The sequence below is a fragment of the Blastopirellula sediminis genome (assembly GCF_020966755.1).
GTDB lineage: Bacteria > Planctomycetota > Planctomycetia > Pirellulales > Pirellulaceae > Blastopirellula > Blastopirellula sediminis.
The window spans coordinates 1014618-1039840 of sequence record NZ_JAJKFT010000004.1 but is presented as its reverse complement, the minus strand read 5'-3'; the positions used below and the strand labels follow the sequence as shown (position 1 = coordinate 1039840).

General features: G+C 58.6%; 20 protein-coding genes. 11 read left to right on the top strand and 9 right to left on the bottom strand.

From position 1 onward, the window contains the following. Positions 1 to 15: 15 nt before the first annotated feature. Positions 16 to 966 carry a 3'(2'),5'-bisphosphate nucleotidase gene (locus tag LOC68_RS07955; protein ID WP_230217492.1) on the bottom strand — a complete coding sequence of 317 codons (951 nt, stop codon included), beginning with the start codon at positions 964 to 966 and terminating at the stop codon, positions 16 to 18. Between the two features lie 292 nt (positions 967 to 1258). Here LOC68_RS07955 and LOC68_RS07950 point away from each other — a divergent pair, with 292 nt between their 5' ends. Continuing rightward, entirely contained in the window at positions 1259 to 2137 is an 879-nt protein-coding gene (locus LOC68_RS07950; protein WP_230217490.1) for an SMP-30/gluconolactonase/LRE family protein, read from the top strand. A gap of 102 nt (positions 2138 to 2239) precedes the next feature. On the opposite strand, the gene LOC68_RS07945 is transcribed toward LOC68_RS07950, so the two are convergent. Beyond that, the gene (locus LOC68_RS07945; RefSeq protein ID WP_230217488.1) at positions 2240 to 3109 is read right to left on the bottom strand and encodes a S1 family peptidase; all 870 of its coding nucleotides are present in this window, start codon (positions 3107 to 3109) and stop codon (positions 2240 to 2242) included. Positions 3110 to 3289: 180 nt separating this feature from the next. Here LOC68_RS07945 and LOC68_RS07940 point away from each other — a divergent pair, with 180 nt between their 5' ends. The 4 genes from LOC68_RS07940 (at position 3290) to LOC68_RS07925 (ending at position 7828) form a co-directional block, all read left to right on the top strand. Continuing rightward, positions 3290 to 4354 (top strand): PA0069 family radical SAM protein, encoded by a 1065-nt coding sequence (locus tag LOC68_RS07940; RefSeq protein ID WP_230217486.1) that lies wholly within the window; start codon positions 3290 to 3292, stop codon positions 4352 to 4354. Between the two features lie 95 nt (positions 4355 to 4449). After that, complete coding sequence (locus LOC68_RS07935) at positions 4450 to 5112, top strand: 3-keto-disaccharide hydrolase (RefSeq protein WP_230217484.1); 663 nt, start codon at positions 4450 to 4452, stop codon at positions 5110 to 5112. Positions 5113 to 5571: 459 nt separating this feature from the next. Next, on the top strand, positions 5572 to 6798 hold the full coding sequence (locus LOC68_RS07930) for an esterase-like activity of phytase family protein (protein WP_230217482.1): 1227 nt from the start codon (positions 5572 to 5574) through the stop codon (positions 6796 to 6798). A gap of 151 nt (positions 6799 to 6949) precedes the next feature. Beyond that, complete coding sequence (locus tag LOC68_RS07925) at positions 6950 to 7828, top strand: hypothetical protein (RefSeq protein ID WP_230217480.1); 879 nt, start codon at positions 6950 to 6952, stop codon at positions 7826 to 7828. Here LOC68_RS07925 and LOC68_RS07920 read toward each other — a convergent pair. From LOC68_RS07920 to LOC68_RS07905, 4 genes are all read right to left on the bottom strand, one after another. Continuing rightward, positions 7812 to 9359: an ABC transporter permease/substrate-binding protein gene (locus LOC68_RS07920; protein ID WP_230217478.1), complete on the bottom strand. Its 1548-nt coding sequence runs from the start codon at positions 9357 to 9359 to the stop codon at positions 7812 to 7814. The genes LOC68_RS07925 and LOC68_RS07920 overlap by 17 nt on opposite strands. Before the next feature lie 126 nt (positions 9360 to 9485). Beyond that, positions 9486 to 10250: an ABC transporter ATP-binding protein gene (locus LOC68_RS07915; protein WP_230217476.1), complete on the bottom strand. Its 765-nt coding sequence runs from the start codon at positions 10248 to 10250 to the stop codon at positions 9486 to 9488. Positions 10251 to 10288: 38 nt separating this feature from the next. Continuing rightward, positions 10289 to 12952, bottom strand: coding sequence for an AMP-binding protein (locus LOC68_RS07910; RefSeq protein WP_230217474.1), 2664 nt, complete (start codon positions 12950 to 12952; stop codon positions 10289 to 10291). Positions 12953 to 13126: 174 nt separating this feature from the next. Beyond that, a complete protein-coding gene (locus LOC68_RS07905; protein ID WP_230217472.1) occupies positions 13127 to 14002 on the bottom strand; it encodes a GntR family transcriptional regulator in 876 nt (291 codons plus the stop codon). A 141-nt stretch (positions 14003 to 14143) separates the two neighbouring features. Here LOC68_RS07905 and LOC68_RS07900 point away from each other — a divergent pair, with 141 nt between their 5' ends. The 6 genes from LOC68_RS07900 to LOC68_RS07875 all read left to right on the top strand — a co-directional run bounded on the left by LOC68_RS07900 (position 14144) and on the right by LOC68_RS07875 (position 21107). Then, the gene (locus tag LOC68_RS07900; protein WP_230217470.1) at positions 14144 to 15046 is read left to right on the top strand and encodes a dihydrodipicolinate synthase family protein; all 903 of its coding nucleotides are present in this window, start codon (positions 14144 to 14146) and stop codon (positions 15044 to 15046) included. 9 nt (positions 15047 to 15055) lie between these two features. Then, positions 15056 to 16018, top strand: a complete 963-nt coding sequence (locus LOC68_RS07895; protein ID WP_230217469.1) for a proline racemase family protein — start codon at positions 15056 to 15058, stop codon at positions 16016 to 16018. 25 nt (positions 16019 to 16043) lie between these two features. Then, entirely contained in the window at positions 16044 to 17294 is a 1251-nt protein-coding gene (locus LOC68_RS07890; RefSeq protein ID WP_230217467.1) for an NAD(P)/FAD-dependent oxidoreductase, read from the top strand. A gap of 162 nt (positions 17295 to 17456) precedes the next feature. Continuing rightward, positions 17457 to 18068 (top strand): REP-associated tyrosine transposase, encoded by a 612-nt coding sequence (locus LOC68_RS07885; RefSeq protein ID WP_230217465.1) that lies wholly within the window; start codon positions 17457 to 17459, stop codon positions 18066 to 18068. A 399-nt stretch (positions 18069 to 18467) separates the two neighbouring features. Further along, on the top strand, positions 18468 to 19523 hold the full coding sequence (locus LOC68_RS07880; protein ID WP_230217463.1) for a DUF3500 domain-containing protein: 1056 nt from the start codon (positions 18468 to 18470) through the stop codon (positions 19521 to 19523). Positions 19524 to 19844: 321 nt separating this feature from the next. Next, positions 19845 to 21107 carry a PQQ-binding-like beta-propeller repeat protein gene (locus LOC68_RS07875; RefSeq protein ID WP_230217461.1) on the top strand — a complete coding sequence of 421 codons (1263 nt, stop codon included), beginning with the start codon at positions 19845 to 19847 and terminating at the stop codon, positions 21105 to 21107. Positions 21108 to 21312: 205 nt separating this feature from the next. On the opposite strand, the gene LOC68_RS07870 is transcribed toward LOC68_RS07875, so the two are convergent. The 3 genes from LOC68_RS07870 to LOC68_RS07860 all read right to left on the bottom strand — a co-directional run bounded on the left by LOC68_RS07870 (position 21313) and on the right by LOC68_RS07860 (position 24001). Next, positions 21313 to 21939, bottom strand: a complete 627-nt coding sequence (locus LOC68_RS07870; protein ID WP_230217459.1) for a hypothetical protein — start codon at positions 21937 to 21939, stop codon at positions 21313 to 21315. A 252-nt stretch (positions 21940 to 22191) separates the two neighbouring features. Then, positions 22192 to 22689, bottom strand: coding sequence for a hypothetical protein (locus tag LOC68_RS07865; RefSeq protein WP_230217457.1), 498 nt, complete (start codon positions 22687 to 22689; stop codon positions 22192 to 22194). Between the two features lie 343 nt (positions 22690 to 23032). After that, positions 23033 to 24001, bottom strand: coding sequence for a hypothetical protein (locus LOC68_RS07860; RefSeq protein ID WP_230217455.1), 969 nt, complete (start codon positions 23999 to 24001; stop codon positions 23033 to 23035). Positions 24002 to 25223 lie beyond the last annotated feature (1222 nt).

Here is a 25223-nt window from a genome sequence, read left to right as displayed (position 1 = left end):
GGCACGCAGTTTCAACTACGAAGCCGAAGCAATCGCCGCGATCACCACGTCGTGCAAGCGTCCATTCGTCGCTACCACGCCGCGGTTGTTCTTCAGCGTCGAACCAAGTGAGAAGTCGAGCGGCTTGCCGTCGATGTCGGTCACCTTCCCGCCCGCTTCGTTGATCACCAGGAAACCAGCGGCGTGGTCCCAGATCTTTTCTTCGTAGCCGGCGATGGTCGGCAGCCGCAGATAGATGTCGGCGTCGCCGCGTGCGACCGCCGCGTATTTGGCCTGGCTATCCATCCGCACGCTAGGACGCGCGATCTCCAGCGTCTTGGCGATTTGCGCCGACTGGTCGTGGTCGCTATGGCCTGATTCGACCGACTCGCAGAGAGCCGCTTCGGCCGAATTGACGGTCGGCGTAACGGCGATCGCTTTGTCGCCATCGGCGGTTCGATGAAAAGCTCCCTGCCCGCGAACCGCCCAGAAGATCGCTCCATCATCATCGAGAGCCGGGCAAGCGAGCGCCGCAACTTCGACCTGACCGTCAATCAGCAGAGCCAGCGCCACGGCGTACTGTCCGCCGCGCAAAAAGCCTTTCGTCCCGTCGATCGGATCGAGCGTCCAAACCCGCGGCGCGGCGTCGCGCGAGACGCCGGCGTCGATCCAGGCCAAGGTCTGCGCCTCGTCGGCGCCCGGCAAGACCTTTTGCACTTCGGCAACGACGCGACCCAGCAGCGGAGCTTGATCCGCGGCACGCAGCGCATCGGCGTTCTCTTCGGCGATAATCAAATCGTCGGGGAAGGCCTCGCGGATTGCGCGACAAACGATCGCCTGACTCCCAAAATCGGCGACCGTGACCGGACTTTTATCCGATTTGGCCAGCGCGGCGAAATCGTCGCCATGGCGAACGTTTTGACACAAAACGGCAGCCGACGTCACGGCCTGCAGGGCGATCTCGACTTCTTGCTGGTAAGCAGACATAAGTTTCGCTTTGATTCTTGGGGTCAGGTCGCATGGCGCCCATGGTTGCCAGAAACCACAACGCCCACTAGTGTTTCAACATGCGGCCCACACGCGGTGGGAAATGACGAATGACGAAACCAGAATGTCGAATGGGAAAAGACTTCGTCATTCGAGCTTCGACATTCGTCATTCACTTGCGTCCCCATTCCCTCGCATGCGCTGCGGGCTAGTGTGGGGCTCGCAAGAGAAACCAGAATACGCCAAGTTCACCGGCTCCCCAAGGGGCGAGTCGCCGGAAGGAGAAGACCCGATGCAGACCATCCAGGCAAAATGTGCGTTCGACGGCAAGGCGATTTTGGCCGAAGGGCCCGTCTGGGACGCCGATTTAGGCAAGTTGTGGTGGGTCGACATCGAACGCTATCTCATCAACCGCTGGGATCCGGTCAGCGAAAAAAATGAATCATGGTCGGTCGGCTGCCAGGTCGGGTTCGCCATTCCAACCACCTCCGGTGATGTGATCGCGGGGACGCGCAAGGGAATCGTGCGCTTGAACGTCGAGAGCGGCGTGGTCACGCCGGTCGTCGATCCGGAAAGCGATATTCCGACGACGCGTTTCAACGACGGCAAATGCGATCCCCGTGGGCGCCTCTTCGGCGGCACCATTTCCGACAAGCGGATCGAAGAGTCGAGTCTCTACCTCTTCGACGAATCGCTGCAGCCGCAACGTGTGGTCGAGAAGGTCGTCAACTCGAACGGGCTCGCCTGGTCGATGGACGAGAAGACCTTCTACTACATCGACACCGCCACGCGCAAGATCGACGCCTTCGATTACGACGTCGCCACTGCCGCGCTCAGCAATCGCCGGAAAGCGTTCGACCTGCCGCACGACATGGGAAAACCGGACGGCATGACGATCGACAGCGAAGGGATGCTCTGGGTCGCCCAGTGGAGCGGCGGCGGCGTGAGCCGCTGGAATCCGAATAGCGGCGAGCTGCTCGCGAAGGTGGAGCTCCCCTGCTCTAACGTCACCTCTTGCTGCTTCGGCGGAGAGAATCTGGATCGGTTGTACATCACCTGCGCGCGACAAGGATTGACGCCGGAACAAGTCGCCGAACAACCGCTCGCCGGCGGAATCTTCGTCGCCGACGTCGGCGTTACCGGCAAGGCCGGCGTGAAGTTCGCCTATTAGACGAGCGATTCGCATCGTGTGCCACTGCTGGCTTGTCCAGCAGTGCGCAGCGAGCACCAGGTTCCCACTGCTGGACAAGCCAGCAGTGCCACCCAAGCGTACCTACTCTACCGCCGCCGATTTGACCGTTTCTTCGATCTTCGTCTTTTGTTCGGTCGGCGCTTCGGTCTGATCGGCTGATTCAATCAATTGGCGGATTCGTTCGCTCGGCACGACGATCGACAGGCCCAGTCGCTGCCGGATCAAACCTTCGCCGTAGACCAGCTTGTAACGTTCATCGAGAAAATGCTGTGCGCGGGTCAGGCCGATCACTTTGATGTCGCCGGCCTCCGTTTCAAGATAAACGAGTCCGCCGCTGTCTCCTTCGAACGTGTTGAAGTCGACCAAGAACATTGGCTCCTTTTCTCGCGTGACCGAAGCGATGCAGCCGAGTCGCACCATCGGGTAGCCCGCCTTGCTGGGGTTGAATTGCGACGCGTGAGGAAAACCGACGCAGCGAACCATCTGGCCTGCTTCGATCGGCAGCGATTCCCAATCCGAGGCCGGCGAAAGCCACGCAAACGGAATCGAGTCGACCGCCGGATCAATGTCGTCAGGCAGTCGCATCACGGCGACGTCGAGGTCCCCCGCTTCGGTCCACAGGTTTTTCTCGCCAGAGCGAATCGCCACTTCCAGCGGAGCCCGTTCCCACAGATCTTTCTCCGCGTCGAACTTCCGCAGGGTCAGCGTCGCTTTCTCTCCTTGCATCGCGGTCAGCACGTGCGTCGCGGTGACCAGCCAATACTCGGTCTTTTCGGCATGCTTCGGATCGACTCGCTTAACGACCCAGCCGGTCGCGTTCGATCCCGTTCCCCCAAACCGATAAACGGCGGAAGCGACGAGCGTTTTATCTCCCGGTTTGGCCAGCAAGGGAGCGGCGAAACTCGCGAAGCAAACCAGGGCCGAAAAAACCAACAGCGGCGAACGGAGCACGGGACAACCTCAAGAGAAAGCAGTTAGGGAGACCAGCTTCCAACTTAGTCCAAAACCGTCCGACGCGTAGGCGTCAGGAAAAGATGGGTCGAATTGCGCCGATTCTAAGACGAAAACCATCTTGAAATATATACGCACGTACACTACCCTGGCGGTAATTCGATCTTCAGGGAAGTGACCATGGACGTAATCGGGCGCGGCGCCGACTTTAATCCGACCAACCGTTTTGAACGTTTGGCGACGGTCGACGATTGGGAGCATCTCGACGAAGCCGAGATCGACGACGCGCCCCGAAAAGTAGCGACGGAGCTGTATGACGATCAGTCGCAATCGATCGTTACCGAGAACAACAGCCCCGACCTTTCGTTTCGCTTCAGCTTGAATCCGTATCGGGGCTGCGTGCATGGTTGCTCATATTGCTACGCGCGGCCCTATCACGAGTTTCTCGGCTTCAGCGCCGGGCTCGACTTCGAGACCAAGATCATGGTCAAGCGCGACGCGGCGGCGCTGTTTCGCAAATTCCTCGCGCAGCCGAGTTGGAAGTGCCAACTGATCGTCATGTCGGGCGTCACCGATTGTTACCAGCCGATCGAACGTCAGTTCGGCGTGACGCGGGCCTGTCTGCAAGTTGCGGCCGCAGCGAATCAGCCGCTTGGCATGATCACCAAGAACGCGCTGGTGACGCGTGATCTCGATATCCTCGCCGACATGGCGACCCGTAACCTGGTGCAGGTCAACATCAGCGTCACGTCGCTCGATCAGACGTTGACGCGAAAGATGGAACCGCGGACCAGCAGTCCCGCCGCGCGACTTCGCGCGATCCGCGAACTGACCGACGCCGGCGTTCCGGTCCATGTGATGACGGCGCCGATCATCCCCGGGCTGAACGACAGCGAGATTCCCAAGATCTTGGAAGCGGCGGCCGAAGCGGGCGCCAGCGGCGCAAGTTACACCATCCTGCGTTTGCCGCACGGCGTGCAGGAGATCTTCCTCCATTGGCTCGAGCAGCAAATGCCCGAAGCGAAAGAGCGGGTCGAGTCGCGACTGCGGGCGGTCCGCGGGGGCGAGCTGAACGACAGCCAGTTCGGTACGCGGATGCGCGGCGAAGGGCTGATCGCCCAGCAGATTGACCAGACGTTTCGGGTTTTCCGGAAGCGTCACCAGCTCGACCGCAGCGAATTTCGCTTCGATACGACCCAATTTCGCCGCCCGGATCCCAATGGACGGCAGAAAAGCTTGTTCTAGCGGCAAGTTGCGAGTCGGGCAGGTTCGGTACATAATGCGACCTTCCGCCCTCCCCCACCCATGTCTACCCGCCCCGTGAATCAGGAGAATTCTGAATGCGTAAGATGATTATCCCGGCGCTGCTGACCACGCTGACGCTGAGCTTTGCTGGCGTCCTATCGGCCGCAGAAGGTTGGACTGAACCGTTTAACGGTAAAGATCTGACCGGCTGGACTCAAAAGAACGGCACCGCGACCTACGTCGTCGAAGAAGGCGGAGTCATCCGCGGCAAGACGAACGAAGGAAGCCCGAACTCGTTCCTCTGCACCGACAAGGATTACGGCGACTTCGAAATCGAATTTGACGTCAAGTGCGACGATGGCCTGAACTCGGGCGTGCAGATTCGTTCGCAGACCGCCGCCGCCAAGGGTGACGAAAAGTTCGGTCGCGTGAACGGCCCGCAAGTCGAAATCGAAAAGAGCACCGGCGAAGCCGGCTACGTCTACGGCGAAGCGACCGGCCGCGGTTGGTTGACCCCGGAAAGCCGCCTGAAGCCGCACGACCATTTCAAGAATGGCGAGTGGAACCACTATCGCGTCATCGCGAAGGGCCCGCGTATTCAGACCTTCATCAACGGCGAACCGATTGAAGACCTGACCGACGAAGAAATCTACAAGACTCACCCGACCGGCTTCATCGGTTTGCAGGTCCACGGCATCGGCAAAGGCCAAGGCCCGTTTGAAGTTCGTTGGAAGAACATCAAGATTAAGTCGCTGTAAGCTTACGCAGCTTTAGCTCGAATCGACAAAAGGGACGCCCCCAACAGGGCGTCCCTTTTCTGTTGCGCTGACGCCAACTCGCCAATTGAATTGGTAAAAAGGGTTGCGGCCCACCGCAATCCTGCCGCTGCCGGAGGCAAACCCTCCCACCGCTCAACTTCACCCAAGCTACATACTCTCATCATCAATTCTTCACATTTGCGGCCAAGGATATTCGCGTCGAAATGTCAGGAGGAATTCAAGAGTTTTTAAGGACATACAACGTCTCCTACGAGAACCGTAACCTGAACTCTGTCGGCCACCGCATCCCTGCGATGGGACCAATTGGACAACGCTCCTGGGACACCCAATCGCCGCCCCATAACCAAACTTGGGGCCATCTAGAACTGCGGCCGGTTCCTTCTCCCTGACCTAAGATTTCCGATTCCCCCATCCGTTGTTTCTGCAAAGTTCCCGATTATGAAATTCGGTTTTGGTTCGCTCTGGCCGCTGTCGATCAGCCTGGCGTGTCTCCTCTTCCCGGTTGTGACCTCCGGCGCGGAATTCCCCGGAGTTCCCGTCATCGAGTTCATTGGAGAAGCGCAGATCTCGGGAACCGCGACCGATTTATCGGGCCATGCCGAGTCGCTCGAAAATGGGGAGCCGCAGAATCGCTTTGGCGGGATCTCGGCTCTGGAGTATACCGGCGTCGGCAACCGCTACATCGCCCTGCCTGATCGTGGTCCGGATGACGGCGCGACCGATTATCGGTGCCGCTACCAAGTTGTCGAAATTGTCGTCCGTCCGGGAACGACCGTCCCCGTGAAGGTCGAACTGAAAGAGACCCACATGCTGTGCGACGGGAAGGGTCGCCCCTTCGTGGGCGCGTCGACGGCGATCGAATGCACCGAAAAATGCGCTGGCCGTTTTGACCCGGAAGGGATCCGCGTCCTGGCCAATGGACGGAAGTATCTCGCCGACGAATATGGTCCGCTGGTCATCGAGCTTGACGCCGATGATCACGAAACGCGCCGCTTCACGATGCCGTCGCATCTTTGCGTGTCGCGTCCGTCCGCGTCCCCGCAAGAGGAAAACGAAGGGAACTCCAGCGGCCGAGTCTTCAATCGCGGCATGGAAGGACTCGCGATCTCGCAAGATCGTCAAAAGCTGTACGGCATCATGCAAAGCAGCCTGCTGCAGGATGGAGTTCGCACTCCCAGCGGTAAGATCATGGGACGTTACAGCCGCTTGATCGAAATCGACGTCGCTTCGGGCGCGATTCGCGAATTCGCCTACCCGATGGAGGATCCCAGCTACGGCATCAGCGAAATCCTGGAGTGCGGGCCGGGGCAGTTTCTCGTGCTCGAGCGAGACGGAAAACAGGGTGAAGAAGCCAAGTATCGTCACTTGAACTGGATTGACCTGAGCGGTGCGACCGACATCGCCCAGATCGACGCTTTGCCGGCAGATGCGTTGCCGGCCGAAATCAAGCCGGTTCGGAAACGAACCTATCTCGATTTCAACTCGCCTGAGTTTAAGCTCGCTGGTCCGAATATGCCCGAAAAGATCGAAGGAATCACCTACGGACCGAAGTTGCCGGACGGACGACAAACGATCGTCTGCGCCATCGACAACGACTTTGAAGGAAACGCCCCGTCGAAATTCTGGGTCTTCGCCATCAACACCGCGCAGTTCGCCGCTCGGTAGCCGGCGTCATCAGCACCGCTGACCAACGAAGCCGCTTCGTAAGGTAAAATATCGGCGCGTCCGCCGCGTCAAACCCTAGATCGAAGTCGATCACTCGAGGGACGCCTGAACCGGGCGTCCCTCTTTTTTTTGCCCTGCATTGGCTACTTCCGTGATGCGACTTCGCGACAAAGATTATCTGCGCACGACTGACGGCTTAGTTTTTAACGTCCTCGGTTATGACCATGCCGATGACGGGGCGACCTGCGGACTGAAATATGTCGACGGCGTCAAATGGCTCGACAGCTACCAACGAGCGAGCGAATATCTTCGTGAGAATTACCCGCACTACGTCGACGAGCTGATTCGCGTTCCCTTCGCATACGTCGCCGAAATCTACCGTAGCGAAGACCGTCTTCCCCAATTGCGAAGTTCGCAGCCAAGCGGGCTCCTGCAGAAAGCGGTAGAGCTGGCCGACCTGTGTGCGGAGACCTTGAATCTGCCGCGGAAAGCAATTGGCCTGACCGATTCGCTGCTCTGGGGCGAAGGGACGGAAGACTCCGATATCGACCTGGTGATCTACGGCATGGCCAACTGCTTCACTTGGCTGCAGTCCGCCGAAGCGGCCTTCGAATTGCCGGAGATCGAGCCGATCGCACCGGAGTTCATTCAGCGTCCGCCGCATCTAAGCGATGCGATGTTCGCCCACTTCTGCGCACGCAAATGGAATCAAGGTTATTTCCGCGGCACGCGATTCAGCGTCCGCGGCGTGCGCAACTGGGATGAAACGCCTTCGTCCCTTCCGCTGATCGCCGGTTCTTCGGTGGAACGCCAGTTAACGATCGCCGACAATCGCCAATCCCTTTTCTTTCCGGTCGTTTACGAGACGACCGACCACGTCGACGTCGTCTCGTTTCAAATTGGCTACGAAGCGTCGCTGGCGCCCGGCGATCGAGTCCGCGTGCGTGGCGCACAAATCGACGAGCGGACGATTCTGATCGGCTCGCGTTATGGGAGCGACGAATCGATCGAGCTTATTCCTCTGGTTTGATCTTGTCCGCGGCGGCCGAGATCGACGCTCCGTCGCTATCGACCGAACGGTTGGCGTTGCGCATTTCGGCAGTTGAAATCGAGTTGACGAACCGGCGGAGTTGTTCCACCGCGTCCGGATCTTCGGCCAGACGCTTCGATGCGAGCAACACCGCTTGATACGGGGGCAAGGCGCGAGCCGGGTCGGCGATTTCGACCAGGTCGTTGGCGACGATCCGCCCGTCGGTGCGGAACGCGACGACGACGTCCGCCTTGTCGTTGGCGACCGCGCCGTACATCAACCCGGCGTCCATCGCCCGCTTCTGATCAAAATCGAACTGATAAGCGCTCCGCACGGCGGCCCACTCCGGTCGTTCCCAGAATTCCGCTTCCGAGACAGCCCGCAGCTCGCTTGCATGTTTCGCCAAGTCGTCGAGCGTCTTGATCCCCAGCTCCTCCGCTTTCTCGCGCTTCATCACAAAGACGTAATCGTTGCGGAAACCGAGCGGGCCAAGCGAAATCACTTGATGCTTGCCTTTCAGTTCGGTCGCCAGGTCGATCAGCATCTCCGGCGACGAGACCTGGTCTTCCCGCTCCAGCACATTCGCCCACAGCGTCCCGGTGTAGTCGACGTAGCAGTCGATCTTGCCGTTCTTGAGCGCCTCGAAAATCATCGCCGAGCCGATTCCCTCTTTCCGTTCGACCTGGCGCCCCGCTTCGGCCAGTTCGTCCGAGAGAGCCTGGGCTAAGATCAATTGCTCGGTGAAACCTTTGCAGCCGATCACGTATTTGCGATCGTCAAACTCCGTGGCATTCGCCACAGGTCGCGGCCCGGCCTCTTCGTACGATCCGCCGCCGAGCGGAAGGAACGAGACCAGCAGCGGACTGATCGCCAGCGCCGCGATCCCGATAACCGAACCGATACGCGCCGCACGATTTCGGGTGCGTACGCCCGACTCAAGCGTTCCCAACAGCGCATCCAGCCCCAACGCCAACGCGGCGCAGAAGAAACAACCGACGCCGAGCGCGTACGGGTTGTTCGTGAAGAGCCCTGCGAAAATGTAGTCCCCCAAGCTGGTCGCCCCAACCGGAAACGCAATCGTCGCAGCGCCGACCACCCAGACCGCCGCGGTTCGCACGCCGGCGACGATCGTCGGCGCCGCGAGCGGCAATTCGACCATGCGTAGCCGCTGGTAGCTGTCCATCCCCAAACCTTCGGCCGCTTCCAGGCAGGCAGGATCGACCGACTGGATTCCGGTGATCGTATTTCGGAGCATCGGCAGTAAGCTGTACAGTACCAACGCGACCAGCGCCGGTCCCCAACCAATTTCTCCCGACGCGAAGACCATCGCCGCCAATAGCGCCAAGCTCGGAATCGTTTGAATCAAACTGGCGGTGGTCAGCGAGATCCGCTCCACCTGTTTGCGGCGCGAGCACCAGATCCCCAGCGGCACGCTGATCAAACCGCCGATCAAGAGCGCCGTGAAGGAGAGAAAGACGTGTCCCGCCAGTCGATCGGGGAGGAACTGCAGTTGTTCGAGAACTTCGGACATGATTATTTACTTCGCCCTTCGTCGCAGGGTGGCGCTGCTGGCTCGTCCAGCAGTGGAGCGTTGGTACACGCTTTACACGGCTGAACGAGCCAGCAGTGCCGCCCCTGTTTTTCCATCGGGTTGGTTTTAGGTGGTTTCCAGATCGTGAATCAAACGTCCATGGCGACGCGGCGTTTCCAACAGCTGCGCGACATACTCGTCGCCGGCGTCCTGCAATAATTCTCGCGGCGTTCCAAAACGGAGCAGCTTGCCATCCTTCATTACCGCGATCTTGTCAGCCAACAGCAGCGCTTCGGCCATGTCATGCGTCACGATCACCGCAGTAAAGCCCAGCTCTCCTTGCAGACGTAAGAATTCGGCTTGCAAACTATCGCGGGTCACCGGATCGAGCGCGCCGAATGGCTCGTCGAGCAGCATCACCTTCGGATCGACCGCCAACGCCCGGGCGAAGCCAACTCGCTGGCGCTGTCCGCCAGAGAGTTGATGCGGATAGCGATCGGCGTACTGCGCGGCCGGCAGTTCGACCATGTCGAGCAGCCGCGATCCCTTTTCCTTGTAGGCCGCGGGATCCTGGCCGAGCATCTTCGGCAGGATGTTGACGTTCTCCAGGATCGTCATGTGGGGGAAGAGCCCGATGCTTTGAAAAACGTAGCCGATCCGGCGGCGGAGCTGCACGGGGTCTTGCTCGATCACGTTTTCGCCGTCGATCTCGATGACGCCGCTGCTCGGCTCGATCAGGCGGTTGATCATCTTGACCGTGGTGCTTTTGCCGGAGCCGGAACCGCCGAGCAGGGCGAGGACTTCTCCCTGCTCAATGCTGAGCGATAGATCCTTCACCGCGAACGACTTTCCGCCGTCCCAGGTTTTGCAAACGTCGCGTAATGCGATCATGGCGCAGTATCCCCTGTCTTTATCTTGATCCGCTGACGTTACGCCGATTCTCGCTCGGCGCCAGACGGCGTTTCTTTGACCCAACTTCGCAGCGTGCGATAGTCGGTTTTGCCGGTCCCCAAGACCGGAATCTGTTCGACCAGACGAACCTCGTCGAGTCGCATTACCCCTTGCATCCCCGCTTCGCGAATCATCGCATTGGCGTCACGCAGCGAGATTTCCTGGCAAGTGAAGAGGACGATCTTGCGGCCCCCTTCCATCTCGATCCCTTCGACGGCGATCTGCGGTCCCGACTCGTCGGCGGGAAACGCTTTGGCGAGCGGCTCTTCCAGCGCCGGCAGCGAAACCATTTCGCCGCCGATCTTCAAGAACCGCTTCATTCGTCCCCGGAAGTGGAAGAAGCCGTCCGGATCTTTCATCACCAGGTCGCCGGTGTTGTACCATGACGCGCCGCTCACTTCGAGGAACGGCTGCGGGCCGTCATGTTTCAGGTAACCATGGAAGATGCTTTCGCCGCGGACCAACAGCAAGCCGGTCTCGCCGTCATCGATCGGCTGATGCGTTTCGGAATGGACGACCAGCATTTCGACGCATTGCAGCGGCTTACCGATCGTCCCCCGTCGGCTATCGGTGGGACTGCTGCCGGAGACGACCGGCGAGCACTCGGTGATGCCGTAACCTTCCAGCAGCACCGCGCTCGGCAAGGTCGCCTCAAAACGATCATGCAGCGAGTCGGGGCATTTCTCAGCGCCCACCATCACCGTCTTCAGCGACTTCAGGTCTTCGTCCGTGCTGACGCCGAAGATGTACTGCAAAAAGGTAGGCGTCGCGAACATCAGCGTCGCGCCGTACCCGCGAATGATTCGCGACAAGCCCCGTGCGTCGGTCGGATCGGGATAGTGAACGACTCGAATCCCAGTCAGTACCGGCATCAAAAACGCGGCGGTCATCCCAAAGCTATGGAACGGCGGCAGGAAGCCGAACAGGATGTCGCTTTGATCGAATTGAATCAGTTTGACGCCGGCGTCGATGTCGGCGATCAGGTTACGATGCGACAGCGGGACCGCTTTCGGCAGCGTCTCCGATCCCGAGGTGAACAGCACCGCGGCCGGGGCGTCGCGATCAACTTTCGGCAAGCTGCGAAGGAACGACTTCGGCGCGATATAGGTCGCCAGGTAAGTCGTCGTCTGCTCCCACTTGCTGATTCCTTCCCGCATCTCTTCCAGGGCGACGATGTCGGCGCCGGGGACTTCGATCCCCAAACGATCGAGAAACCGCTGCGAGGTGACGACGTTCTTCACTTCCAACTTTTCGACCGCATGCGCCAAGCCGGCGTCGCCAGTCGTCCAGTTGAGCATCACCGGCAACTTGCCCGCCATCTGGACCGCCAGAAACAGCGTGTCGGCGGCGACCGAAGCGGGGAGCATAATGCCGATCGCATGCCCTTCCAGCTTGGCGATTCGCTTGGAAAGCAGCGTCGCGCCGGTTAGCAACTTGCGATAGGTAAGAACGCCCGAGAGTTGATCGGCGACGGCGGCCGAATCAGGGCGCTCCAAGGCTCGTCGCACGAACGCTTCGGCCAGTGTGTCGGCTAGCGCGTGCGGAACCTCTTTGTTGACCTTAGGAGGTTTGCTCCAGAGCTCGGGCACGATCAGCTCTTCGTCGTCTCCCGACGAAAGCTGCCCTTCGGCCAACAGCCACAGTTCGCCAACGTTGGTCGGCACATGGTTGCTGCGGAAACCGAACTCCCGCTCCATCTCGAGCGCCATGTCCATCCGCTCAAGACTATCAAGCCCCAGCGTGTCGAGCGTCGTCTCCGGCGCCAGTTCGCTCGGATCGAGTTCGCGGCCGAGATGTTCGACCAACATCGCGTTGATCGCTTCTTTGGTCGCCGGCTTGATCGCATCGGCATCGATCGCGTTCTCTCGCTTCACCGCTTCGAAGTCAAAGTCGCGAGGGCCAAACCAGGGATTGTACGGCACGTACTTCGGCTCTTCGCCGCCGTGAACGTTGTACCACGCTTCCAGATAACGATTGAGCGACTCTTTGCTGTCGAGCGGCAGTTGATCGCGATCGATCGCCACGGCAGTGATCGAAACGTCTCGCTTCGGCACGAAGAAGAGCAAGCTCGTGACCAGGCTCCAGAAGGCGGTTTTCGCGCCGCCGGCTAGATCGGGCAAGCCGCCGGTCTGGGCGCAACCAAAGTGGCTCCCCCACAAACCTTCGGTCCGGACCAAGATGACTTGCAAGTCGGGGCAGCGGGTCAGCAGTTCGTAGGCGATCCGCGCACCGCCGATCACTTCGGTTCCCTGACGCTTCAGCCGTCCGGACGGATAGATCAAAAAGTCGTTCCCCGCTTCAACGCCGGCCACCACCTTGTCGATCATCTCGGTCGTCTGACGATGTGCGTCGCGACTGTGACTTTTCAGGTTGGGAACTTCAAACGCGTTGCTCGCGATGCAGAACGGGTGAAAAAGCAAACTGCGATAGGTATCGGTAAAGACCAGCGGCCGGAGCGATCGCCCAAAGCGGAGATGGCTCAGCACGGTCGGCGGATCGACGTAAGCGGGATGATTCGGCAGGACCAGGACCGGCCCTTTGACGCTGCGCAACTCTTCCAAACCATGCACGCGGACTCGATAGCGAAAGCGGAGAAAAAACCGCAAAGTCGCCCACATGATTTTCTGCAGCAGACCGTTCATCGGCCGGGATTCCTCGTAAGCAGTTTCGTGACTACCGCCTACTTAGGCGTAAAGGCCAGCGAGAAGAGACAAGAAACGGGGAAAAGTTGTGCATCGGTTGAATGCACGCACGTTTATACCCCGACTGAGCCGCCAAGATCCAGGCGAATGCCCCTCACAACTGGGCATTTCCCCCTATTCGGCCGGGCCTTTTTTCCCTTCCGACCGAATTTCCTCGAGCATCCGCTCGACGCGGGGGATCTGCGAGCGGATATGCTTCGACAGAACCGCTTCCGCCTTCTTCCAGTTCTTCTCCAGCAGCGACTCAAGGATCACCCGATGCTGCTCCGCCATTTCGGCGACGGCCGAGGTCTCGGTGGTCGCCAGATCAAAGATCGCCGCGTGGAACACGCCGTGACGATCGAAGAAGTCGCGGATGTAATAGTTGCCCGAGAGATTGATCCAGTAGGCGTGCAGACGGTTGTCGAGCTGCGGCGTTCCGTCCGGCAGCGGCTGATTGCCGGCCAAGATCGACTTCAGCATTTCGGGATCGAGATTTTCCCGCACGTCTCGCAGCGCCAACAGCTCGAGCGTCTCCCGCACTTCCGAGTAATGCTCCAGGTCTTGCGGCAAAAAGAGTCGGCTCCGCCAACCGCGCCGCTGGACATGTTCGACGAAGCCCTGCCCGGCGAGTTTCCCCAGCCAATGTCGCAAGACGGTCCGGCTGATGCCAAAATGCTCGGCGGTCGCCTCTTCTCGCAAAAAGGAGTCGTTTCCCGCCAGGCTGCGGCGAATAATGAATTCGCGGATCCGGACTTCCAGCGACGGCTCGTGGGCGTCGCTCCGATTGGTGCGGCGTTTCGGCTTCCGGCCTGGATTGGGGGTCAAACGCCCTGACTCGTCCCGAATGAGCAGCCCTTCCTCGACCAACTGATCGAACGCCGTCCGAACCGGGGAGGCGCTGACGTCAAACAGCCGGGCTACATTGGCGATCGAAAAGGGTTCTGGCAAGTCTTCGCGAGCGTTGATGCGATCCGAGAGTTCTTCCGCAATGCGATCCGACAACGACACAGGCGCTAATCCTAAGTGGGGCGGTGGGCGAAAAAGCGAAACCTAAGATTTTACGCAATTCTGTTGACGAAGCGAACCAGATCGCTTATCGTGTCTTTGTACACAAAAAACCTCATCTTGTTCGTCCAAAGGACCAAACGAATGAACGTCGATTGGAGCGGAGTTTTTCCGGCTGCGACTACCCAGTTTAACGCCGATCTTTCCGTGAATATCCCCGCCACGCTGCAGCACCTCGACGCGATGATCGAAGCCGGCGTGCATGGCATGATCCTATTGGGGACCGTCGGCGAGAATTGTTCGCTCAGCTACGACGAAAAGCTGGAAGTCCTGAAGGCCGCCGTCGCCCACATTAACGGCCGAGTCCCGGTTTTGACCGGCGTCGCCGAGTTTACCACCGCAACCGCCTGCCGCTATGCGGCTGACGCCGAAAAAATTGGGGTCGACGGGCTGATGGTGCTGCCGGCGATGGTCTATCGCTCCGACAGCCGCGAAACGGCCGCTCACTTCCGCGCGGTCGCCGCTGCGTCGGACCTGCCGATCATGATCTACAACAATCCGGTCTCCTACAAGGTCGACATTACCCCGGAAGAATTCGCCGAACTGGCCGACGAGCCGAAGTTCGTCGCGATCAAGGAATCGACCGAAGATACCCGCCGGATCACCGACATCCGCAATGTCTGCGGCGATCGCTACTTGCTCTTCTGCGGCGTCGACGACGTCGTGCTCGAAAGCATGGTCCTGGGAATCGACGGCTGGGTTTCGGGCCTGGTCAACGCCTTCCCGGCCGAAAATCGCCTGCTGTGGGACCTGGCCCTCGAAGGGCGTTACGCCGAAGCGGTCGAAGTTTATCGCTGGTACACGCCGCTGCTGCACCTCGACACCGACGTCAAACTGGTCCAGTACATTAAACTGGCGGTTCAGGAATGCGGTTACGGTACCGAAACGACCCGTCCGCCGCGGCTTCCGCTGGTCGGCGCCGAACGTGACAAGGTCTTGAGCGTGATTCGTAAAGCGATCGCCACGCGTCCGGTTCTTACTGCTTAAGAGGCTGCCGTGGCCAAAACTCCCCGCTCGGTAACGACGCTCTCGGTGGTCGACTCGCACACCGGGGGCGAGCCGACTCGCGTGATTGACCAAGAGATCGACCTTGGCAGCGGACCGCTGTCGGAACGTCGCACCATCTTCAAAAAGAAGTTCGACTGGATCCGCAGCAGCACCTGTACCGAGCCCCGGGCGTCGGAAGCGATGGTCGGCGCGCTGTTGACGCCGCCGACCAATCCGGACGCTACCGCCGGCGTCATCTTTTTCAACAACGTCGATGTGCTCGGCATGTGCGGGCACGGGACGATCGGCGTCGTCGCGACCCTCGCCCATCTCGGGCGAATCAAGCCAGGCCCGCATCGGATCGAAACTCCAGTCGGCGACATCTTGGCGACGCTGCATGACAACGGCGAAGTGAGCGTCCGCAATGTCGCCAGCTATCGCTACAAGGCGGACGTCGAGCTGAGCGTCCCCGGCTATGGCAACGTGGTGGGAGATATCGCGTACGGCGGAAATTGGTTTTTCCTGGTGAAGTCGCCGTCGATGGAGCTCAACTACTCTGATCGAGACGAACTCCTCTGGTTTACCAAGGCGATTCGCAAAACGATCGACAAGCAGAAGATCACCGGCGCGAGTAACGGGAAAATCGATCACATCGAGCTCTATGGCAATCCCAGCAACGAGCTCGCGGCCGACTCCCGCAATTTCGTCCTTTGCCCCGGCGGCGAATACGATCGTTCTCCCTGCGGAACCGGCACGTCGGCCAAGGTCGCGGTCCTCGCCGCCGAAGAAAAACTGGCGCCCGGCGAAGTCTGGCGACAAGAATCGATCACTGGCAGCATTTTCCAAGCAAGTTATGCTGTAGTCGATGGTCAGATCATTCCCACGATTCGCGGCTCGGCGTTTGTCACGGCCGTCTCCCAGCTGATCATCGACCCGGCCGATCGATTTGCGTTCGGCATTCCTCCCCGCTAATCCGCAAGCAAGAAGCAGACCGCCCGTGAGCAATCGGCCAGCCGTCGTCATCGGTGGAGGGGTCGTCGGCGCCGCCGCCGCGTACTATCTCGCCAAGTCAGGTCGTAAAGTCGTCATCCTCGAAAAAGGAACCTTCGGCGCCGGCTGCTCGCACGCGAACTGCGGTTACGTTTCGCCAAGTCACGTCTTGCCGCTGGCGCAACCCGGCGTGTTGTTGCCGTCGATGTTGTCGATGCTGCAGTCGAACTCCCCCTTCGCCATTCGCTTCCGCTTTTCGCCGTCGCTCTGGAGTTGGCTGACGAAGTTCGCCCTCCGCTGCCGCCGCGCGCCGATGATGCAAGCCGCCGCCGGCATTCATGCGCTGCTGCAATCGTCGCGACATCTCTACAGCGAGATCATCGCGCAAGAGCAAATGGAGTGTGAGTTTGAAGAACGCGGGCTCCTCTTCGTCTTTCAAGACAAGCCGCACTTCGATGAATTCGGCCACGTCAACGAACTCCTCGCCCGCGAGTTCAACGTCGTCGCCGCGCCCTATGTCGGCGAAGCGCTCAACGAACTCGAGCCGGCGCTCAAACCCGGTCTGGCCGGCGGTTGGCTCTTTGGGGGCGACGCCCATCTCCGTCCCGATCGCCTGATGACGGCGTGGCGGACAGTGCTGGAGCGGATGGGAGTCGAGATCCGCGAGAACTGCGAATTTCAAAAATTCACCAGCGGCGGCAAGACGGCGACCGCGGCCGAAACGTCGACCGACACGATCGAAGCGGAAGACTTCTTGATCGCCGCCGGCGCGTGGACTCCCTTCCTGAACGATCAACTCGGCTGCAAGATTCCGATCCAACCAGGCAAAGGGTATTCGATGACGATGCCCCGCCCGGAGATCTGCCCGAAGTTCCCGATGCTGCTCGAACAACATCACGTCGGCGTCACGCCATGGGAAAGCGGCTATCGCTTGGGCTCGACGATGGAGTTCGCCGGCTACGACACGCGTATCAATGAGAAGCGTCTTGGCATCCTGACGCGCGGCGCCGAAGTCTATCTAAAAACTCCCCACTGCGAACCGATCCTCGAAAAGTGGTACGGCTGGCGTCCGATGACCCCCGACAGCACGCCATACATCGACCGCTCCCCTAAATACGGCAACGTCTACGTCGCCGCCGGCCACAACATGCTGGGCCTCTCCATGTCCCCCGGCACCGGCAAACTGATCGCCGAGATCATGAACGACGAAACGCCGCATCTAGACGCGACGCGTTATTCCCTCAAACGCAAGATCTAATCGGCGATCAAGAGTACGATCGGAACGGGTGCCACTGGCCCTAGCCAGTGTCTTCTCTTCCGAATATCAAACTCCGACGTCCATTCCACACCCCTTCATACGCACTTACCTAAGTCAAGAATTCTTTTGACGTGAAGTCAATAATTCTCTACCCTGCCGAACATGAACGGCCAGCCGCAACACCGAAAACGCGTCAAGCATTTTCATGTGCCGGGGCACTTCCACGAACTGACATTTTCCTGTTATCGTCGCCGCCCGCTGCTGACCAATGACACGTGGCGTTCTATTTTCGCTCGTGCAATCGATGACGCTTGCCAAGCCGAGCAATGCCAATTGATCGCGATGGTCTTCATGCCGGAGCACGTTCATCTGCTGGTTTTGCCGACGGGCTTCGACGTCAACATTAGCCGCCTGCTGCAACAAATGAAACAGCCGACGTCGGTGCAGATTAAGGAAATCCTGATCACGGCCCAGTCTCGACTATTGGACGAATTGACGATCGCAGAACGGCCCGGCAAACGGACGTTTCGATTCTGGCAGGAAGGTTCCGGCTACGATCGCAATCTGTTCCAATCGAGTGCGGTCAAAGCGGCCATCGAATACATTCACGAAAACCCGGTTCGTCGCGGACTTTGCCGTCGAGCCGTTGATTGGAAATGGTCGAGCGTTCGCTTTTATCAGACCGGAATTCAAGATTCGCATCTTCCCAGGCTAACGAAGCCGCCGACGGAGTTTTGGGATATTGGGGGCGTGCAAACGCCGCATTCCGAGTGAAGACACTGGCTAAGGCCAGTGGCACCCAAGTAAGAAATGCGCTCGCCGGCGTAAACCCGCCGCCTTGACTCCTTCGTGGAAACAAGAGTTCTACCTCTACACACATTCTGCCGGGCCTCTTTCCGGCCAAGGTGACTACGCTTTCTCACCACTCGCGGCGAACCGCGACGCTGCAATACAAATTCCTGGCCTCTCGCCAAAATAGTTTACGCATTAACTATTGGAACGCATGCCGACCGACGGCGGCGACAATCAATCGATTGGATCGCCGCCGCACGTTCACTCGGAGAGAAGAGGACTTTTCCTATGGAAAACGGTGGCTCATTATGCGCAGATTCGACCCCGCCGACTCGCCGCACAGTTCTGGCCGGTCTGGCGACTGCCGCTCTAACGACCTGGATGCCGCGATTAGTTTGCGGCGACAACTTTGCAAGCTCTGGATTCTTACCGTCGCAGATCAATACAGGCCTTCCCCCGGCGAGCCATACCGATGCAGTGGTCGACGCCGCGGAAGCGTTTCTCGAATCCTTGCGCGGCTTTCAGCGCCGCGAAGTGTTGACTGATTTCTCACCGGCCAACGCGAGCCGCTGGTCGAACTTTCCGGCCGACATCGTGCAGCGTAACGGCTTGGACTTTCGCGATATGTCTCCTGAGCAACTGGAATCAGCACTCGAAGTCGCCCGCGTCAGCTTGGGACAGCAAGGCTTTGACCGCATGATGGAGATTCGCCTGGCCGACGACGCCTTCGCCCATACCGGCATCGCAGGCCACACCGACTTGTTCGGACGCAACAACTACTCGATCGCAATGCTCGGCGTTCCCTCGAAGGAAAAGCCTTGGATGCTCCAGTTCGGCGGAGATCACCTCGCCGTCAATCACTACTACCACGGCGCACAAGCTTCGGCGACTCCCTATTTCGTCGGCGTCGAACCGATTCGCTGGACCGGTCGCGATCGCGTCACGCATGATCCTCTCAAGCCGATGCACGAGTCGATCCAAGGTCTGATGCGATCGCTTACGCCGGAGCAACTTCGCATCGCTCGGATCAAACGGCAATTTAATGACGTCGCCGTCGGTCCCGGCCGCGACGGACTCTTCCCGAAATCGCGACATGGAATTGCCTACAGCCGCCTCAGCAATGCATCGCAAGTCTTCGTCCAACAAGCGATCCTCGCCTGGACCGGCGATTCGCCCCAAGCGGAAGATTATCGACGCCGCTACTTCGCCGAGTTGGATCAAACCTGCATCGCCTTCTCCGGAACCGGCGACCTGAAAGAAGCGGGCGACTACGTCCGCATCGACGGCCCGCACCTCTGGATCGAACTCTCGTGCCAGGCGAGCCAAACGGTCTTCCCGATTCACCTGCACGCCGTCTGGCGCGACAAAGCGACCGACTACGGCGGCGTCCTGCAACCGGAACCATGGGTAAACGGCCTAGCCGGCGGCCCTAAATAAACGAGGCTAAACGCCAAGCCGCCCCAATAGTAGCCCGAAGCGCAAGCGAGGGAAATGCGGCCGCAAAGAACCAAAACTGGCCGAGTAGTATCGTAGGCGATTTACCGCCCTCCGCCTGCGATACTACGAAGCCGGCATCCCACCATCGATAACAGATTCTGTAATTCGAAATCGTAGTTCGCAGCGCCAGCAAGGGAAAAGATTTCGCCGGATGCAGTTGTCATTTTGCAGGTCGCCTCTACAACCCTCTGGTAAACCTTTCGGCCTCCATGACGACGACCAAACCCAGATCAATCCGGCTCCAACAAGGAAAACGTGAGGATGTTAAAGCGTTTGCTCGGCGACGTGTTCGTCGTATTGATCGCCCTGGCCTGTCAGACGTCGCTTGTCGGACAGGAAACGCTCCCACTCTGGAATCAATGGCGCGGTCCCCAACGTGACGCTGTGGTCCAAGGCCCCGCCTGGCCATCTTCCTTAAACGAGCAGACGCTTAAGCGCTCCTGGCGAGTCGAACTCCCTCCCAGCTATTCCGGTCCCGTCGTCTCGGACTCCGCCATCTTTGTGACCGGCACAGAGAACAACGAGTTTGAAGTCGCGTATGCGCTCGATCGCGAGAGCGGAAAGGAGTTATGGAAGACCAAGTGGCCTGGCGCGATGACCGTGCCGTTCTTCGCCGCGGCCAATGGAAGCTGGATTCGATCCACTCCGGCCTTCGATGGCGAAAGTCTCTACGTGGCTGGCATGCGAGACGTCCTGGTCTCTCTCAACGCTCAAACCGGCGAGGAGCAGTGGCGAGTCGATTTCGTCGAGCAATTGAAAACGCCGTTGCCCTCTTTCGGGTTCGCCAGTTCTCCGCTGCTCGACGGCGACTCACTCTACGTCCAGGCAGGCGCCTCGTTTATCAAGTTGGAGAAAGCGACCGGCAAGATCGTCTGGCGCGTGCTGATCGACGATGGAGGAATGATGGGGAGCGCATTTTCCTCGCCGACCATCGCAACCCTTGCAGGCAAGCGTCAACTCGTCGTACAGACGCGGGAGAAACTGGTTGGGGTGGATCCCGAAAATGGCGCACTCCTGTGGGAACATGAAGTGCCAAGTTTTCGCGGCATGAATATCCTCACGCCCACCCCATTTGAAGACGGCGTCTTTACAAGCTCCTACCAAAACAAGTCGTGGTTATTCACGGTCACCCAAACGGACGGGAAGTTCACTTGCGACGAGACTTGGAGTAACAACGCCGCTGGGTACATGTCGACTCCGGTCGTCATCGCCGGACACGCCTACCTGCATTTGCAAAACCAGCGATTCACTTGCATCGATCTTCGTACCGGCGAACGACAATGGACCTCCCAGCCGTACGGCAAGTATTGCAGCCTGGTCGCTCAGGACGACCAGATCCTTGCCCTCGACGAACGTGGACTCCTCTTACTGCTGCGAGCCAATCCGGAAAAGTTCGAGTTGCTGGACGAGAGAAAGGTTAGCGAAGACGAAGCCTGGGCGCACCTTGCGATCAGCGGAAATGATGTGATCGTGCGGGATCTGAATGCCGTCAACCTCTTTCGCTGGCAAGCGAACGAAGAGTAAACCTGTCGAACTGGCGCGGCGAACCGCTACCCACGGGCGAAAAAAGGGCGCGAACGAAAAAAGACCCCCGTCCCCTTTTCTTTTCCATAGAGGAAGCGAGGGGAGTTCGCACCAATTAGATTGCCGGCGCAGTGGTCAATAAAGAATGGCTAGTAGAGCGCGCGGCGACGACAATTTTTCCCGGCTCGATCGCATGTTGAGCCCATCAGTCAATCCAGCCTGGTATGCTGACTCTTTGCCCTTCGGGCACGTTCCGAATGGCATCATAGAGCTTGCCCCAGTATTCCATTGCCTGATGACATTCAACCGCAACCAAGTTGTCCACCTCGAATTCACCGCCAAGAACAAAAGGGATTTTTGGGAGCAGTCGCATTTGCGGTGGTAGGACTCCGTTCACAATCTGCCATTCGTGGGCCAGCGGCCAAGCGGTGTCCTCCTCATAGTTCTCCAACAGCCGTTTCGCCCAGTCTTCGATTGACTTGGCGTACAAGCTCACACTGCCGCTTTCGGGGTTAAGTCTGACGATCCCTGATTTTGCCAAGGCGAATTGTAATCCAAACAGATCTTGAGCGAAGCAATAGTCCTCATCGTCTATCACATCTCGATAATGGCCACGCCAGCCGTTCAGGTCATTCCACTCGTGAATTCCGGGCACCCCCTTGGAATCCATGCTCGGAAATACGACTAACGCACACTCAAAGGCCGAGAAGCCGTTCCGGCATTCGACAAGTGTCTTAAGTTGGCGGGACAATTTCAGCGAATGGCCATCGGAGGGCCGAAGTAGCGACAACGGCTCGGATGCTATCGAAAGAAGCTTCTGTAGTTTGGTCATGGGGCAATCTCCACGGGTGGCGAAGAAAAGGGGACGGCGAAGAGTAAGAAAAGGGGACGGGCAAGAAAAGGGGACGGGGGTCTTTTTAAGTCGGGCTCGGAAATGACCCCCGTCCCCTTCTCCACGTCGTCCCCTTCTCCACGTCGTCCCCTTCTCCACGTCGTCCCCTTCTCCACGTCGTCCCCTTCTCCACGTCGTCCCCTTCTCCACGTCGTCCCCTTCTCCACGTCGTCCCCTTTTCTTCGTCAGAGCCTAATAGTCTTGCCAGACGTCAACGGAGCAATTCTCTGCTCTTCCACTCAAGATGTTGTCGAGCGCATCATCATCCGACAGAATTGGATGGAGAAGCTCGCAGCAAAACAATACGTCAATAACTTTGTTCTCCTTGAGCGCGGCTTCGCATAAAAGCTGCACGAAGTTGAGCTGCGCCGTTTTCTCTCGCTCGCCATTTAGCCGAGAAACATATTCCTTGGCGTTGTCCAGATTTCTAACATTCTCGTTCTTTGTGAGATGCGCTTCTCGGGCATTCTCTTTCCATTCCGAAAAGAGAGAGGCAACGCAACGATATACGACTCGAAGATCAAGCGGGAATATAGGACGTAGTTGACGCTCGAGTGAATATAGCGGCGTGGCGCCGCAGCTTTCCAGAAGCAAAGTATGCACGCCGCGCAATGCAGCTCGCGCTTGTCTGTCCTCAATCGCGACGGCGTAATTTCTTGCTTCTTCGTGATGAAGCCAATTCGTATTCATCGAGCTATCCTCGCGAACTGTTTGGTGGTACGCAAATCCAGTTTCCGTCAACAAATTGTTCTATTTGATGGCGAAGAAAGGGGACGGGGGTCTTTTTCAGTTTGGGGTTTTCGAGGGCGACCACGCGCGCGTAGCGTATAGCCTAACCCCGTCCGTCGCGGCGGGGTGGCACTGTTAGCCATTCTCCTCTTGGGTGCCACTGTCGTCTGCGACAGTGTCTTTTACCTTCTGACAGAGACCTCAATTCATCTCAGTATTGCATGATTTGTGGAACGTCAAAAGAATAATGGCTTGAAGGGAATCGCCTAAACCCTTGCGATGCCGCCCCCATCGCCTGAACAGATTAAAGAGCACTGTCGCAGACGACAGTGGCACCCGGCGATACGTCCCAAGAAGTCCGAACTTTTTTCTCTCCCGACCAGTTCAGCCACGAGAACGTGGTCTCGCCACGTGGCCAGGAGGGTTGGAACAGCGACTGGAAGTGCTCCATTCTCAACCAGGTGACGCCGTCGTCTGCCGAGCAGAACGGCACTGGAACCTGGAAGCGAAAGTTCCGAAACTGTATGAGGAACCACAGATACGGTTCCGGGCCGGCGTCTCTCCGGCGAATCAAGATGACGTGACTCACCTTTTCGCCAGCTGCTTCGGCACCCGGCGTGAACGCGAATCCAACAGGAAATGAAGAGAATTGCACCGTGTGTCGGCCACCGACCCAATCAATCGCACCCTGAATCTGGGCCAACTCGACCTTCGGAGATACCGAACAGGCGAACTTGACGAGGGCCTTCACGGCCTCAATTGGGACGTAAGGTTGCGACCGGAGGTCACCACGGAGCGGGATCATATCGGGCAACACACCATCGACGAGCAGGCCATCGATCGAGTTCGGCTCAGGAACGCGAATGTTCACCGCCCCGGGTTTCGAGTCGATACGAAGCTCCTCGTCGCGGATCCGGTCCTTGAAGGTCGATTCGACGCTGTTCTTGCGCGGGATACCAACGAGCGTGCGGAGCAGCATCGTCGCCTTACTGAGGTGGTCCTCGCACCCCTCACCAAAGAACGTGTTGCACTCGTCGCACTCATTCATCGAGATGATCGACAGGTTGCCGAGAAAGTCGGAGATCGCGTGCGCGAGCTTCTTGAACCGTACCTCGGGCCGGCCCCGACCGCAGAACCGGCACCGGCGGTCCGTGACCGCTTCGTGGTCGCGAAATTCGGTCCTCACCTCGGTGTGGAACCAGTGCTCGGCGATCTTCATGTAGCGGGAGGCGAAGTACGCCTCGCGTCGATCGTGGTCATCTTGTGCGGTCATCTCTGGTCCTCCAGACACGTACTCATTTTACCAGAGACAGGGGCAGACGTTGAGGTTCATTGCTACCATATGGTCGATGGATGGCGAAACAGACGATGGGATTTGAACCCAGCAGCATATTGCAGATAAAGGGCTTGCTGCAACAAGGCCCATTGGTCCGTGCAAATCACATATTGTTTGAACCATTCGAACGGGACGCAGATTTTTTCGTAAGTCGCTGCTTCCAATCGAAAAACGACTCGCCGCAACTTGCTGCGGCGAGCCATCCATATCAAGTTCGGGGTGGCGCGATTTGAACGCGCGACTCCTGCCTCCCGCACTCACAGGACTATCGTCGACACGCTGACTGGATCACGAAAGTTGAATTAACGCTAGTCGTGGACACAACTATTGGTAATTCCACTTTGAAAGTGAATCCCGTAACGTCTTTTGTCTCAATATGTTGCGTCAGTCGCCTCTGATGCGCAAGCGGCAAAACAGCCCGGGGACGTCGATTTCTCGCTCGCACGTGGCCGATTTCAGGTCGGTAAATAAAAGCTTGATCGGCTATTTTTCCACATCCCGCTCAAAGGTGCATCGCAGTCTTAATTGTCCTTGCGCGACCTTGCCGTCCCCCTTCTGCCCCATCAATCGATTCGTCATCTGCAGGAAGTAGCTTGAGCAACCGTTCTAATTCATTGAACTGCCGCTGATTTACTGCGAAAGAGTCACTTGGGTCACTGTTGGCTCGAATGGCTTCGCACAAATGAAACAACTCTTTCCAGATGTTCATGTTGTCTTCCGCCTATTTGACGTTTTCTGGGTTTAACTTTGGCGGCAACTTCCTTTGCTCGTCGGCGGGGAGGCGCTGCCGGGTACAGCCTGGGAAGGGCGGTTCGTCGGGCCAAGGTCTGGCCTACGACTAGGAAGGGCGGGTTCGTCAGGCCAAGGCCTGACCTACGACTAGGGTGGAGCTGGCGGATAAGTCCGCCGTGAGGCGCGAAGAGTGCGCACAAAAAAAGCCTGGCGAAATGGCCAGGCTTTTGGAGGCTCCCCGAAGGGAACGCTCTTTGTAGACGTGCTATGTTTTTCGGCAGAGCGAACTGAAACCGTGACGCGTGCAGCCGCATTCGGTCAAACGGTTCGAGCTTCAATTCGCCTTGTCAACAGGATCCACCCGCGAGGCTTGTCCTGCCGCAATCATTGCCACGTAAGACCGTGGCAATGGCACCCGTGCTGCAAA